Source organism: Rhabdobacter roseus, assembly GCF_014202275.1.
GTDB lineage: Bacteria > Bacteroidota > Bacteroidia > Cytophagales > Spirosomataceae > Rhabdobacter > Rhabdobacter roseus.
Genome location: NZ_JACHGF010000001.1, coordinates 1,086,709 through 1,101,167, shown reverse-complemented (window position 1 = coordinate 1,101,167; position 14,459 = coordinate 1,086,709). Strand labels below are relative to the sequence as shown.

The window sequence follows — 14,459 nt, the reverse complement described above, 5'->3', positions numbered from 1 at the left end:
CCCTGGAATAGGCTGGGCACTTTGTATGAGGATCACCTAGCAAGGTACCAAGAGGCCGAAGCAGCCTACCTCAAAGCCATCCAGCTAGACGAAAATGATATTTTGCCAAAGCTTAACTTGCTGTTTATGTACCGGGACAAATTAAACCAACTAAATAAAGCCAAAGCCCTTTTTTCAGAAATGAAAGAACCGGCTGAATTTATCGATAGCTACTGGCTTAACGCGTCCCTCTTTGCGCTGTACGATAAAAACCTGGGTATCGCCACAACGCATCTGCTTCAAGCGTTACAAATCACCAAGGGTACCTTACCCGCAACTACCCAGGACGACTGGTGGCGCTACGCGGCCGTAACGGTACGCTTGGGCTATGGGCAAGCTATACTGGATGCCCTCCAAGAACACGGCTATGATCTGCTGCTTCGGCCCTACTACGTTGCCATCCAGTCGCTGCTAGTAAAAGACAGCAACGCATTTCTCGATAGCATCGCGGTCGAAATCCGTGAAGTAGCCGCCGATTTGGCGGAGCGTATCCGGCGGTATATGTAAAATCCGGTCAGAGAAAACAAGGGTGATTTGATGCCCTTGTTTTCTCTGACAAAATCGTGCACTCATCCTTTTTTCTTTTACCTTTATTGAAATAAACACGATCCTTCTCAAGTACCTGACAGCAGCCTAAAACCCCATGTACCCTAGCTCCCCATCATCACGCGCTCATCCCGATTTTTAATCGGTGATGAACTCTTGCCTGCGTTTGAAACGCAATTTGAAACAACGCCCGATTGTAAATCGGGGTTAGCCCAATATTAAGAAAGCGAGCTTTCTACACAAAATCATGATTTACCAAGTACCTTACAACTGCCCGGAAGACCATGCATCCAACTACTTCTCTATTCCGTCGTCTTGTACTCTTCTGTATCCTGCAAAGTACCTTATTCCTGGCCCCCGCCTGGGCGCAGGTACCTGCCACGGTTGATTTCAAAAAGCTGGATGCGTACTTTGCCAACGCCCAGAAAACCTGGGGCGTGCCGGGTATTTCCGTCGGTATCGTGAAGGACGGGAAGGTCGTTTTTACCAAAGGCTACGGGGTACTTACGCAAGGTACCTCCACGCCCGTCGACGACAAAACGCTGTACGCCATTGCCTCCAACTCCAAGGCGTTTACCTCGGCCATTATCGGGATGCTGGTGCAGGAAGGCAAGCTCCACTGGGACGATAAAGTAACCAAGTACCTCCCCTACTTTGCCCTGCCCGACCCCTACGCCGGCCAGAACGCCACCCTCCGCGACATCCTGAGCCACCGCGTCGGCCTGGGTACTTTTAGTGGTGATATTGTGTGGTACAATGCCGATTTTACGTCGGAGGAGATCATTCGGCGCATCAAGTACCTTCCCAGCGCCTACCCCTTCCGGGCGGGCTACGGTTACTCCAACCTGATGTTCATTACGGCGGGGGAGATCATCAAGCAGGTGACGGGCAAATCGTGGTACGACAACGTGAAGGAGCGCATCCTGAACCCGCTCGGCATGACGCGCACGATCGTGAACATTGCCCAAGTACCCCAATTAGGCAACGCTGCCTCGCCGCACGCGCTGCTCAACAACACGACGCACCAGCCCATTCCGTACACCAGTTGGGAAGAAATAGCCGCCACGGGCGGGCTCATTTCCTGCGTGGATGATCTGTGTAAATGGATGATTTTTAACCTCAACAACGGCATCCACGGCAAAGATACCCTCCTGACGCCCCAAACCCGGACGATGGTGTGGAGCACTCATAACAGCTTTATCCTGGACCGCACCAAACCCAACGACTTCGGAAGTACCTTCGCGGGCTACGGCCTCGGCTGGGGCCTGCGCGACTACCACGGGCACTTGAAGGTATCGCACACGGGTGGCTACGACGGCATGATTACGTCCGTGAGCCTGCTGCCCGACCAAAAGCTGGGCGTGGTGATCCTGACCAACGGCCTCAAAGCGCCCATCAACGCCCTGCCGCACTACGTTTTCGACGCCTTCCTGGGCCGTACCGTCACCGACTGGTCGCAGAAGGATCTCGACCGCGCCAACCAAAGCTACGCCCGTGACACCCGCGTGGCCGACCTCAAAGCCAAGCGTATCCCGAACACCAAACCCACCCAGGCACTAAGTACCTACGCAGGTACCTACCAGACCGATGTGTACGGTACTATTACCGTCCGGGAAGTCAACGGGGCGCTGGAAATCGACTTTGAGCACACGCCCAACCTGGCCGCTACGCTCACGCATTGGCACTACGATACCTTCCAACTTCACTGGAAAAAGGACCACCCCTGGTTTACGTTCGGCACCGTGAAATTCACCACCGACAACAACCAGCGCGTCACGGGCATTGAGTTTGAAGTACCCAACGACGACTTCTGGTTTGAGGAGCTGAACGCGAAGAAGGTACGGTAGAAGTACCTGTATTTAGAAGGTACCTTAACTAACTAAAAAACTGCACGGCGGCGTAGAAAATCAGGCCAATGCCCAGCAGCGTGAGGGAGTACATGACGGCGTCGAACGACAGGTCGTTTCGGTAAAGGATGTATTGGGTCAGGAAGCCCACGCCCAGTACGGCCGCGCCTAGCCCGGCCGATAGTAGTCCCCGTTTCCGTCGCCTTTCGTTGGCGGCTTTTTTGTCGTTAATCAGTACAGAATCCATGAAGATGAGGGTTTGGAGTAGTAAGACAAAGTACCATTTATTCTCTAAAAAACTCTAAAGCTTCCCCAAGTACCTTACCTACTCATTTTAAGGGCAGATCCCTCATTCCTAGGTCTGTGTCCTCACAGACCAAAACTCATCATCCAAGGTCTGTGTCCCCACAGACCGAAATTCATCCTGGGGGTCCACAGACCCCATTCTCCTCCATGTCTCCATAGATCAAAAACCTCAGTACCGATTTCTCTTCCTTGCACCCACAGACCTTTACTCTTCTGTCTTGGCCCAGCGTTTTTATCTATCCCAAGTAAGATTTTCTCAAAGGCCTTGCGCTAAATCAGATTTTTATGAGAAAGCACCATGAAAGTAAGTACCGTAATTCGCGGCTGGAGATGAAGGCCGTCTACTTCTGGACCGATACCATCAAGGATTGGAAACCTTTGCTCAAACCGGACAAGTACAAGGAGATTATTCTTTCATCGTGGCAGGAGCTGGTAAAGCGAAAGCTCATAGCCATTTACGGTTTTGTAATCATGCCTAATCATCTGCACGTTGTTTGGGAAATGAACGCTCCTAATGGTAAAGAATCACCGTACGCCAGCTTCAATAAATTTACCAGTCACCTGTTTTTGAAAGATTTAAAAGCAAACCACCCGGCCGTACTACCTCACTTCAAAGTAGATGATCCCGAGCGGGCCCACCGCTTTTGGCAGCGCGACCCGTTGGCCATCCTCATGGACTCCCAAAAGAAGGTCGAGCAAAAGATTGAATACATGCATAACAACCCCTTGCAAGAACGCTGGAATCTAGCCGATCGCCCCGAAAACTACTACTGGTCATCGGCTGGGTTCTATGAAACGGGCACTGATGCCTTCGGAATCTTGACACACTATGCAGACCGCTTTTGAATAGCCATTCGTCTACCCTCAAACCGCTTGTGAATTAGACATTTGGCTCTAGAAAAGAGTATTTTTATGAAGGAATGTAAGGTGGGTCTGTGAGGACACAGACCCAGGATATTCAGGACTTCGGCTTGCTAATCTCTTTACGCATAATAATATACAACGGGTTCTCCTGCGCTTCTTTCCGGTAGGCCTCATAGTGCTTCGTCGTCATCAGATCCAACTGGTACTTGTATTTATAGCCAATGGTTTTCTGCGCATTTCCATAAAGCTTACTAATAAAGACCTGAGAAAAATCCGACGCTTTGTATTTATTGAGCTCGGTATTAGGTACCTTTTTATTGTCAATCCACACGCCATACATTGCTGGATTTTTGTACTTCTCATAGTCTGCATCCGTAGGCGTGATGCGCGGCAAAGGACCTATCGGCCCACGTAATAGATACTCCAACGATTCCTTCTGCTCTTCACTCATATATGCCAGTAAGGTTTGCATCTTTTCCGCATCCTCGACCGAAGGCCCCTGTGGTCGGGAAGCCCCCCCTTTCTCTCCTACATACTTTTGAATCAGTGTATTATACTCCTTCACCAAATCTCCCGAAACCTCCACCGGTGGGGGCGGCGGGGCGATCTGGGCCAATGATAAATCACTAAACATAAAAACGGCTACTACCAGCAAAGGCAATACGGACACTTGTGCCAGCCAGGCGCGGGTACGGGATGTGTGTTTGGTCATCATGATGAATCTTTTTTTGGTGAAGGAATAGTTGAACGTACTACTAAAAGGCAGCTGCGCCGGGCCAATGGCCTTTTGGAGCAGCAGGTACTGGTAAGAAGGCACATCCCGGCAAGCCCGCAGCACGGCTTCGTCGGCCAGAAACTCGTGGTTGAGCACGATGGCGTGGCGGTAGAAGTAAAAGGCCGGGTTGAACCAAAAAACAACTTTCAGGAGCTCGATAAAAAGGACATCCAGACTGTGGCGCTGACGCACGTGGGTACCTTCGTGGAGTAAGATCTCGCGCTCGATGGCACCTTGCCGGTAGTCGGCTTCGTTCAAAAAAATGCAGTTCAGAAAACTGTGCGGGCTCGTCGGTGGGCTTAGCAACACGACTTTTACCCCCGGCTCTACTTCAAACCCATGACGGCGAGCCCGACTCAGCAGGCCGCTTATGTTTTTACCGAAACGCACCAAAAGTACCCCGCTCACCAGCAGGTATAAAGTCCCCAGCCCGTCCATCCACGGGAGGCCCTTCGGCCCCAGCGACTCGGGCAGGATCTTTACGGTATAGGGTACCGGCGAGCCGTCGACGAGATGCATGGGAGCGTCGGCCGGATGGTCAAAAACGGGCTCATCTAGCAGAATCTCCAGCGGAATGAGCGGCAGCCCCACCGATACCACCAAACTACCCAGCAGAAAAAACCGCTTGAACCGGAGCAGCTTTTCCCGCTCCAGCACCAGCCGATAGAAAAGCAGCAGACAGGCCGAGCAAAGCGTAACTTTCAGCAGGTACAGGATCATGGCTTTTTCTTTTGGAGTTGTTGGTCGATGATGTTTTTCAAATCTTCCAGCTCGGAGGTACTTAGGTTGGCCGAAGCCGCAAAGTAGGAAGCAAACTGGCCCGCCGAATCGTCAAAAAAATCAGTGATCAGCCCCGCCATCTGGTTGGAAAAGTACGCCTCCTTCTTCACCAGCGGGTAGTACTCGCGGGAGTTGCCGTATTCGCGGTAGGCCACGAAGCCCTTGTTGATCATGCGCTTGAGCAAAGTAGCCACGGTAGTTGGCGCGGGCTTAGGGTCCGGGTAGGCATCCAGCAAGTCTTTCATAAAGGCTTTATCCAGTTGCCACAGGTGATGCATCAGCAGTACTTCAGCTTCGGTGAGCTTCATTTCGTCTACAATATTAGAATGTACTCTACAAATGTAGAATTAAAAATACAAATAACAAGAGAAAAGTGGTTATTTTTTGATAAAGTATAATCTTAGGAGGCTTGGAAAAGATAGAAGGGGTACTTTGCTACATTCTAGAACAAAAATAAGCCACCCGGTTGGGTGGCTTATCCAATTTATTAAGCCCTCTTTACAGCGGGACAAATAATTAAATTACTGCGGAATGACCTGCCGGATGGTACCCGGAAACTCAAACGACTGCGGGCGTGTGACGTGTAGGGCCGCTCCCAGGGCTGTAGCGTAAGGAAGCTCCGCCGAATACACCTGGTGGTTGGGAAAGCGCCGGGCCAGCAACTGCGTAAAAATGTCGTTGCGGGCAAAGCCACCGTCCACAAAGAGCGTAGGTACCTCATTTACACCGATCAGTTGCAGGGAAGCCGCTTCGATCTCCGTCAGCCCCACCATCAGGTGGTGGTAGGCGGCTTCGGGAGAGGCAAAGGCGCTCACCTGCCAGGGCTCCTGCGGCGAATCCGGGAAGGGTCCGTTTCCTTTCATGCGGGCCGGATAGAAGGGCGGCGTATCAGCCACCAGGTAGGCCGGGTTGAACGCTACGGTTTTATAAAAATCGGGCGCTACGCGGAAGTACTCCGCAATGCGGGCCACCTGGTACTCGTGCTCCTGCCCCAAAAATACCCTTGACGCTTTTACCCCACTTCCCTCGGGCGTCATGAAGTGCAGGCAGTCTCGGCTGAGCTGATCGCCCGTCAGCGGGCGCGACAAGAAGGGATTCAGGTTGATGCACCAGGTACCCGTCGAGAGCAGGATGAAGGGCTCCTTGAAAGCCATGCGGTAAGGTACCAGGGCCGAGGAGCTATCGTGCAGGCCGAAGCCCGATTGGATCACACTCGGACCGTCGTGAATGAGCGTCGAGGAGGCAGCCAGCATGGGGGCCAGCACCCGGTGAAAGCCTTCCTCCTTGACCCACTCGTGGTAGTCCATCATTTCGTAGCTCCATAGCGCCGTATGGCAGCCAATGGAGGTAAAGTCGCTGACTTTGCGGCCCGTCAGTAAAAACGAAATGTACTGCGGCAGGTGAAGGGTCGTTTTTATACGTGCATACACTTCCGGCTGCGTGTGCTTGATCCAGTACAGCTGCATGCCGGAGTTCAGCATACCCAGCACGGGCGAGGCCGTCTGCAGTGCGATCCGGACCGGATCGCCGTAGGTACTGTAAAACTTCGCCGAAATATCCTTAGGTACGGGCTTGAGGTACGAATAAAGGGGTGTAACGACCTGGTCGTGGGCATCCAGGTGTACCAGGCTGGCTCCGTAGGCCGCTACATTCACGGCCCTGATCTGGTACTTATCGTTGCTTTTCAGGGCAGACCAGTGGTCTTTTACCCAAGCCGTCAGCAGAGAAATATCTTCGCAGGGAAAGCCGTCCGGGTCCAGGGTTTCGGGCAACACCTCATTGAATTCTTCTACCAGATTATTCTTCTCGTCGAACAGAGCGCACTTCTTATTCGTACGCCCAATATCAAATACCGCTGTTACGTTCATGCTTTTCTACTAGACCACCGATTAATGTCCGTACTAATTTCTGAGGCAATTTAGCAATTTGCCCCAATATCCACCTACTTCTACGCTGTCATAGCAGGATTTATAGGCCCGTAGCCACCGCATACCGGCCTCTCGACTCGATGCGGCTATCCCGAAGCGCTAATTTCCGGTACAGTTCAATGGGCTGAAGGGCACCGCTGCTTTGACGACGAGATTCGGCCACCAGCGCCCTGACGTCGGTCTGGAAGGCGTCTTCCAGGATCGCCTGGGCTTGCTGTACGTCGTTGCGTTCCTGGGCGGCAAAGAGCGCCTCGGTATCCACCAGCAGGGCTTTGGCGTAAGCCGTTTTGATGGCTTGTACGGATTGCAGCAGGTCTTCGATGGGATCTTTGGTATTGTGGCTGGCGTCGATCATCCAGGCCAGGGCGGGGTTGAGCACGCTGGGGTCATCCATGCCTTGCACCAGCTCACAAAAAATCAGGAACAGCTGGTAAGGCTTGATGGAGCCGGTGGTGAGGTCGTCGTCGCCGTACATGGAGCCGTTGAAATGGAAGCCCCCCAGGCGGCCGAAGTGCATCAGGCGGCCCACGATCTGCTCAATGTTGGTGTTAGGTAGGTGGTGGCCCAGATCCACCAGTACCTGCGCCCGCTCGCCGATTTGCTGGCACAGGCTGTACGAAGTACCCCAATCGGGAATGACCATCGAATAAAAATTGGGCTCGTAGGGTTTGTATTCTACCAGCAGAGTCCAGTCGGCGGGCAAGGCTTCGTAAATGGCCGTGAGGGAGTCCAGCGTGCGCTGGTAGGCCCGCCGAAAATGGTGTTGACCGGGAAAATTGGAGCCGTCGGCCAACCACACCGTCAGGGTTTTGCATTCGTCGCCCAGGGCTTGCCCGTACTGCGCTACCTCGATGTTATGATCCACCGCCTGCTTGCGCACGGCGGCTTCGGTATGGCATAGCGAGCCGAATTTGTAGGAATGCGCTTGGTCCTTTTGGTCCTGAAAGGTATTGGAGTTGACGGAGTCAATGGCCAGGCCATGTTGCATGAGCAGGTCCTGAATGGCCTGCACGTCGGCAGGAATGTCCCAGGGAATATGCAGCGAAATACTATTGGAAGAGCGGTTGAGGGCGTGGATCAACCCTACGTCTTCGATTTTCTCTTCCAAGTTTCGCGGCTCACCACCAATCGGGAACCGACCGAAGCGCGTACCGCCGGTACCCAGTGCCCAGCTCGGAATGGCTACCTGAAAATCGGCTACTTTTTTAAGTACGGCGTCGGGATGATGCCCCTGACGGGCCAGGCTTTCGGCCAGGTGGCCCCACTTGAATTCGTGCTCCGCTACCAGGTGGTAGTTATGGTCTTGGATTTGTTCTTGGGTGATCATGAGCGTGAATGGGCTTAGAAATGACGTTTTCTTTATTTTGTATCTTTCTCCAAAATCGGTTTAAGTACCTGGGTCCAGCGGCGGTACCCTTCGGCGTTCATGTGCAGGCTGTCTTTGACAAAAATACGCCCGTCGGGGCGGCCATCTTTCAGCATCACCGGCCACACATCCACGTACTCGTGTCGTTTATCCGACCGCACAAACGCTTTGATGAGCTCGTTGGTCCGCTGTACCTCCTCCCGGCGGTCCCAACGCGAAGGTGAGGGTTTCATGGCTACGTAGTACAGCTGCGCGTGGGGTAGTTTGGCGCGGATATGCTTCGTGAGTGCCACGTAAGCGTCGCGGGTTTGCTCGGCGCTTTTAGGCTCAGGCATGAAGAGGTCGTTCTCGCAGTAAATCACGACGGTCTTCGGCTGGTACTTCAGAATGGCGCGGTCGGCGTAGTGAAGTACCTCCGACAGCGTGGAGCCACCAAAGCCGCGGTTGATCACCGGCAGCGGGGCCAAATCCTGCTCAGCCGTTTTCCAGTACTTAAAACTTGAACTACCCGTGAGCACAATGCCACTCGGAGCGGGCATTTTGGCGGCATCCTGGGCTTCAAAGTTTTTGATTTCGCCCTCAAAACGATCCAGCGCGTAGTTGGGCGTCCAGGGGGTACTTAGGCTGGCGTAGTGGGGCCGGTGGCACGCCACAAAAGCCACCAGCAGGATCAGTAGGTACTTTTTCATAATATCGTTAACCACGTCCAGCACCAAAGGTTTGGCAGTGCTGGCGGCCTGCCGCTACTCAGGGCATAAAAAATACCTCCCGCAGAGGAACACTCACCGGCGACTCGTCGGGGTTGGTTTCCATGAGGTCTTTCATGTAGGTCCACCACTCTTTCATCACCGGGTGGTTGGGTAGCTCGGTTCGTTTTACTTCGTCGGCCACCTCCATCACGCCAAATAGCGTGTGGGTAGCTTCGTCCAGAAAAATAGAATACTGGCTGATGCCGCTGTCCTTGAGTAGCGACTGCAGGTCGGGCCAGAGGGCGTCGTGTCGCCGCTTGTACTCCTCGGCTTTCCCTTCAAAGAGGTACATTTTAAAAGCATGACGGGCCATAGGTACTTGGGATGGTGGTGGGAGAAAAGCTATAAAATCCTGGCCCAAGCTAACCAAACCCGCGCAAAGTACCAAGTACTACCGGAGAGAAGCCAGGTACCTGCATAAAAGGTACCCACCGGATGTGAAGTACGGCTTCACTGCCGATAGGTACCTTCGTTAAAACGCATTTATCGTACAAAGCTCGGCGCGAAGCCGCCGTCCACGTTCAGGACGTTACCCGTGGACTTACCCAGGCTGCCATCCACAAATACGCGCACGGCGGTGGCGATATCTTCGGGCAGGATTTCCTCGTTCAGGATGGTACGTTTGGCGTAGAGTGCCGGGAGCTCCTCCACCGACACGCCGTAGGCTTTGGCGCGGCCAGCGGCCCACTCGCCTTCCCAGATCTTGCTGTTGCGCAGTACGGCGTCGGGGTTGACGGTATTCACCCGGATCTTATCTTTGCCCAGCTCGGCGGCCAGCAAGCGGCTCATGTGGAGTTGGGCCGCCTTGGCGGTACCGTAGCCTACGTTGTTGGGGCCCGCGAAGAGGGCATTTTTACTCGCAATGTTGACAATATCGCCGCCGGTTCCTTGCTTGCGAAGTACCTCCACGGCCTGTTGTGATACCAGGAATTGTCCTTTGACCAGAATATCCTGCAGGCGGTCCCAATCCTGAAGGGTGGTATCTTCCAGGGCTTTGGAGATAGAAATACCGGCGCAGTTGATGACGATGTCTACGCCGCCGTAGGCCAGTACCGTTTGCTTGATGGCCTCGGCCACGGCGTCGGGCTGGGTCACGTCGATGGCCGTGGCCCGTACGTTATCCTTGCCGTAGGTTTTGGCTACTCCGGTTTGGGTTTCTTCGAGCCGGTCGCGGTCGGCCAGGACGGCCACGGCTCCCTCTCGCATCAGCTCCTCGGCAATCGCCTGCCCAATACCGCCCGTTCCGCCCGTCACGAGCGCAATTTTTCCGGAAAGCGATTTGGGCTTGGGCATCCGCTGGAGCTTGGCTTCTTCGAGCAGCCAGTACTCGATGTCGAAGGCCTCCTGCTCGGGCAGGGCCACGTACTCGCTCACGGCTTCCGCGCCCTTCATCACGTTGATGGCGTTGGTATAAAACTCAGCGGCAACGCGGGCGGTTTGTTTGTCTTTGGCAAAGGTAAACATCCCCACGCCGGGCCACAGAAAAACCACCGGATTGGGGTCGCGTACGGCGGGGCTGTTGGCGCGCTTGCAGCGCTCGTAGTAGGCGGTGTAGTCGGCGCGGTAGGCTTCTATTTTCCCGTCCAGGTAGCTGCGTAGCTCCTCGGGTTTTTCCAAACTACCCTCGGCCATATCGTCCAAAACCAGCGGGCGAATCTTCGTACGCAGGAAGTGGTCAGGGCAGCTGGTACCGAGCGGTGCCAGTTTTTCCAGATCGTTGGAGTTGATAAATTCAAGTACCCGCTCGTCGTCGGTAAAGTGGCCCACCATGGACCGGAACTGCGAGCAGTACCCGCGCAGGTAAGGTGCCAGCGCGGCGGCCATGCTCTGGCGCGTGGCGGGCTCGTGGCTGGCTACTTTCATGCCACCAAATATGGGGCGTTTTTTGCCGTAGTTTTCGTTCAGGTAAGCCGAGGCTTTCTCGATGGCGTTGAGGCTGTTGAAGTAGCACTCCTGCGCCGTAGCGCCCCAGGTAAAGAGCCCGTGCCCGCCCAGGATGATCACCTCCACGCCCGGATTACGCTCAAAGCACGCTTCGATTTGTAGCCCCAGGTCGAAGCCCGGACGCTGCCAGGGTACCCACTCTACTTTCTCTCCCCAAATTTCCTTGGCAATGGCCTCGCCGTCTTTGGAAGCCGCGATGGCAATGAGGGCGTCGGGGTGCAGGTGGTCTACGTGTACGTGCGGTACAAAAGCGTGCAGCGGCGTGTCGATGGAAGGTGCGGCCGAGTTGAGATCGAACATGCAGTACCCAAACAGCCCTACCATTTCGTCTTCAAACTCCAGGCCCAGGTACCGGTTTTTGAGCGCCACGAGGCGGTCGTGGTACAGGCCGGCCAGGCCCTTGCGCGTGAGGGTACCTATGTCTCCGCCCGAGCCTTTGATCCACATCACGGGTACTTTCTCACCCGTGATGGGGTCCACCTCCTGGGTTTTGACGCTGGTATTGCCCCCGCCGTAGTTGGTGATGCGCAGGTCGCGGCCCAGCATGTTGGAGCGGTAAAGCAGCAGCGCTACTTCGTCACCGGCCAGGCTGGCGGCGTGGGCTTCGTCCCAGTAGTTATTGACGTACTGATAGTTGGAAGGTATGGTCAGTGTACTCATCGTGGTCTCTTCTTTTGGTCTAGTAATTGCTTGGTTCACGCCCCAAAATTCTTTTTGTTTGTCCTGATACGCGTCCTGTGCTTTCCTGTGAATAACCTGCCAAAAGTTTCGGAACTTTCGGCATCTTTACTACTTGCAGCAATCCTTATGGCTATGATCGTCATCGATCCCGACTCCCCCGTTCCCAAATACAAGCAGATCGTCGCCTCGGTCATTCAGGCCATTGAGCGCGGCCAGCTCCAGCGCGACGACCAGCTGCCGTCCATCAACGAAATGGCCGAGGAGCACTACCTGGCCCGCGACACCATCGAGAAAGCCTACAACCAGCTCAAAGAGCGCGGGGTGATCCTGTCGGTGCGTGGCAAGGGGTACTTTGTGCAGGCTACGTCCTCGCATAAGCTCCGGGTACTGATGGTCATGAACAAGCTCAGTGCTTACAAGAAAATCATCTACTACGCTTTCCTGAAAGCCCTGGGCGACAACGCCACCGTGGATCTGTACATCCATCACTACAACGCTTCGCTCTTTAAGGAGATTTGGGACGAGCACCGGGGCCGCTACAACTACTACGTCGTGATGCCGCATTTTTTTGAAGGGACCAACAAGGTAGACGTGCGGCAGCTGCTGGAAGAAATTCCCAAGGAAGAGCTCGTGCTCCTCGACCGCGACTACCCCGGCCTCTCGGGCGAGTACCTGGCCATTTACCAGGATTTTGAAAAGGATATTTTCCGAACCCTCGAAGGCGCCGACGACCTGCTGCAAAAGTACCAGGAGCTGGTGCTGGTCTTCCCGAGCGACGGCCAGTACCCCGAGGAGATTGTGCGGGGGTTCCGGTACTACTGCGTCAACTACAAGAAGGAGTACCGCATCCGGGAAAACGCCACCGACGAAAGCGTACGGCGCAACACCGCCTACCTGGTGGTAGAAGAAGCCGACCTGGCCGAGCTCATCAAGAAAGTACGGCTGTCGGGGCTGACGCTGGGGCAGGATGTCGGGATTGTTTCCTTCAACGACACCACGCTCAAGGAAGTACTGGCCGACGGCATCACGGTGGTCACGACCGACTTCGAAACCATGGGCCGCACCGCCGCCGCCTTGCTGCTGGACGGCAAACGCATCAAGGTCAAAAACCCCTTCACGATGATCCGCCGGAAGTCGTTGTGAAAGCACGAAGGGAGCCGCCGCGGTACTTGGATAGGTCCCCCCGCGGCTCCCTTGTTTTTGGCGAATCAGAATCAATAGAAGTACCTAAAGCCCAGGCCTACGTAGCCCGTCGACAGCCTGGGTGTAGTTTCGTATTGGATAAAATGATTCACAAAATTGGCCGGTGTAGTATTAGGAACAAGCCCGTAATCTTCATATTCGCTACGCCCAAAAGTGATACTCAGCGGGGTGATGCCCGCCACGTTTCCTTCCAGCGCCCACTTGGGTGCAAAGCGCCATAAGACCCCCGCACTCAGGCTGGCACTCAGACCAATACGGTGGGTTAAGGTTTGATTAGCCAGAATCAAAGTATTATCCGGTCGGGCCGGGCCACTTATCGCATAGGAGTTTTCTACACGGTAGTTTACGGAAAGGCTAGGACGAGCAAAGAGGGTCCACCTTTCTCCCAGTGGTTTATAAAACTCCACAAACCGACTTACTCCAAGGTCTAACCCCGTCAGCGATCTTGGTTCGGGAATAATATTTTTTACTTTAACTAAATTCAGCCGATGGTATAAAGACCACCCTGTGGCCCGGTTCTCACGAGTGAATTTTCCCAAAGACACACTAAAAGAGTGGCTATAGTTAGACGATGAATTAATAGGCCGCTCCGCTTCAAAGGCATTAGCGCCCAGATTAATCGCTCCACTTACGAAGCGCTGCCCTACTTCAAATTGAGCCTGCACACAAGTACCTAAGAGCAAGCCAACTGCTATCAGAAAGTAATTTCTTTTTGTCCTCATGGCTTAGTTGGATTTAGGGTTGGTGTAGCGCGCAATACGAAGCGTGAGGTAGCTAGGAACGTTAGTACCAAAGCCACTCGAAAACAAAAAATATCGTGAACCTTGGTCGTTTGGTTGATACTGAGCCGTTAAGCTCAATATGTTAGCATAGCCTTCAATAGCCCAGCCTTTGCGCGGAAAGTGGCACACAACCCCCGGTTTTATCTCAATCAGGTACTGCCAACTACTTCTTTTGAATTCTTGTCCAGGCCCTTGATATTCCGTGCGATTTATCCGCCAGTGGTAAGCGGCGCCGGCCTCCGTATGCAAAAAGAGCCACCACCTTTCATTCAAGCTTTTGTACTTACGCAGATAAGGAAGCAAGGCCACCGATTGAGCATTCACCCGGCTCTTGTACTCATCCGTGGGAATACTCGTACCGTTCCAGTTGATGGAGTACCTTGCCCCTACGCCCAGCATGGTAGTAGCGCTAGTGAATTTACCAAACTGGATTTCGGGTTGGACTTCGTGAAAACCGGACCGTGATTTTCTGCCACTTGCGTCGTTGCCAAACCCAAGGGTACCTCGGGTACTTACCGTGCCGCCCCAGTAGCGGGTACCTTGGGAGAATTGGGCCCGGACGGGGAGCGCCAGGCAGAGGCTGCCCACGATCCCCCAGAGAAGATGTTTTTTCATAGGAATGGATAAGTTAGTTATAAATACAAGGTAG

The 14,459-nt window shown here is 54.0% G+C and carries 14 protein-coding genes; 4 read left to right on the top strand and 10 right to left on the bottom strand.

What is annotated here, in order from left to right; genetic code table 11:
* The coding region (locus HNQ92_RS04630; protein ID WP_221307367.1) for a tetratricopeptide repeat protein at positions 1 to 546 on the top strand (546 nt) is incomplete at its 5' end.
* A 323-nt stretch (positions 547 to 869) separates the two neighbouring features.
* Positions 870 to 2,432 (top strand): serine hydrolase, encoded by a 1,563-nt coding sequence (locus HNQ92_RS04625; protein ID WP_184171551.1) that lies wholly within the window; start codon positions 870 to 872, stop codon positions 2,430 to 2,432.
* A gap of 28 nt (positions 2,433 to 2,460) precedes the next feature.
* Here the strand turns inward: HNQ92_RS04625 and HNQ92_RS04620 are convergent, their stop codons facing one another.
* The gene (locus HNQ92_RS04620; RefSeq protein WP_184171549.1) at positions 2,461 to 2,679 is read right to left on the bottom strand and encodes a hypothetical protein; all 219 of its coding nucleotides are present in this window, start codon (positions 2,677 to 2,679) and stop codon (positions 2,461 to 2,463) included.
* Between the two features lie 344 nt (positions 2,680 to 3,023).
* Between HNQ92_RS04620 and HNQ92_RS04615 the strand changes: the two genes are divergently transcribed.
* Complete coding sequence (locus HNQ92_RS04615) at positions 3,024 to 3,584, top strand: transposase (protein WP_246439613.1); 561 nt, start codon at positions 3,024 to 3,026, stop codon at positions 3,582 to 3,584.
* A 112-nt stretch (positions 3,585 to 3,696) separates the two neighbouring features.
* Here the strand turns inward: HNQ92_RS04615 and HNQ92_RS04610 are convergent, their stop codons facing one another.
* The 7 genes from HNQ92_RS04610 to HNQ92_RS04580 form a co-directional block, all read right to left on the bottom strand.
* Positions 3,697 to 5,097, bottom strand: coding sequence for a M56 family metallopeptidase (locus HNQ92_RS04610; protein WP_184171547.1), 1,401 nt, complete (start codon positions 5,095 to 5,097; stop codon positions 3,697 to 3,699).
* Positions 5,094 to 5,465: a BlaI/MecI/CopY family transcriptional regulator gene (locus HNQ92_RS04605; RefSeq protein WP_184171545.1), complete on the bottom strand. Its 372-nt coding sequence runs from the start codon at positions 5,463 to 5,465 to the stop codon at positions 5,094 to 5,096. Before HNQ92_RS04605 ends, HNQ92_RS04610 begins: the two co-directional genes overlap by 4 nt.
* 213 nt (positions 5,466 to 5,678) lie before the next feature.
* The gene (locus HNQ92_RS04600) at positions 5,679 to 7,025 is read right to left on the bottom strand and encodes an FGGY-family carbohydrate kinase (RefSeq protein ID WP_184171543.1); all 1,347 of its coding nucleotides are present in this window, start codon (positions 7,023 to 7,025) and stop codon (positions 5,679 to 5,681) included.
* Positions 7,026 to 7,125: 100 nt separating this feature from the next.
* Complete coding sequence (locus tag HNQ92_RS04595; protein WP_184171540.1) at positions 7,126 to 8,412, bottom strand: sugar isomerase; 1,287 nt, start codon at positions 8,410 to 8,412, stop codon at positions 7,126 to 7,128.
* Positions 8,413 to 8,444: 32 nt separating this feature from the next.
* A complete protein-coding gene (locus HNQ92_RS04590) occupies positions 8,445 to 9,140 on the bottom strand; it encodes a GDSL-type esterase/lipase family protein (protein ID WP_221307366.1) in 696 nt (231 codons plus the stop codon).
* Positions 9,141 to 9,198: 58 nt separating this feature from the next.
* Complete coding sequence (rhaM, locus tag HNQ92_RS04585) at positions 9,199 to 9,513, bottom strand: L-rhamnose mutarotase (RefSeq protein WP_184171538.1); 315 nt, start codon at positions 9,511 to 9,513, stop codon at positions 9,199 to 9,201.
* Positions 9,514 to 9,683: 170 nt separating this feature from the next.
* Entirely contained in the window at positions 9,684 to 11,804 is a 2,121-nt protein-coding gene (locus HNQ92_RS04580) for a bifunctional rhamnulose-1-phosphate aldolase/short-chain dehydrogenase (protein WP_184171536.1), read from the bottom strand.
* A gap of 153 nt (positions 11,805 to 11,957) precedes the next feature.
* Here HNQ92_RS04580 and HNQ92_RS04575 point away from each other — a divergent pair, with 153 nt between their 5' ends.
* On the top strand, positions 11,958 to 12,968 hold the full coding sequence (locus tag HNQ92_RS04575) for a GntR family transcriptional regulator (RefSeq protein WP_246439611.1): 1,011 nt from the start codon (positions 11,958 to 11,960) through the stop codon (positions 12,966 to 12,968).
* A 71-nt stretch (positions 12,969 to 13,039) separates the two neighbouring features.
* Here HNQ92_RS04575 and HNQ92_RS04570 read toward each other — a convergent pair whose 3' ends face one another.
* Both HNQ92_RS04570 and HNQ92_RS04565 read right to left on the bottom strand, forming a co-directional pair.
* The gene (locus HNQ92_RS04570; protein WP_184171532.1) at positions 13,040 to 13,750 is read right to left on the bottom strand and encodes a hypothetical protein; all 711 of its coding nucleotides are present in this window, start codon (positions 13,748 to 13,750) and stop codon (positions 13,040 to 13,042) included.
* 3 nt (positions 13,751 to 13,753) lie between these two features.
* The gene (locus HNQ92_RS04565) at positions 13,754 to 14,425 is read right to left on the bottom strand and encodes a hypothetical protein (RefSeq protein ID WP_184171530.1); all 672 of its coding nucleotides are present in this window, start codon (positions 14,423 to 14,425) and stop codon (positions 13,754 to 13,756) included.
* Between the last annotated feature and the right edge of the window lie 34 nt (positions 14,426 to 14,459).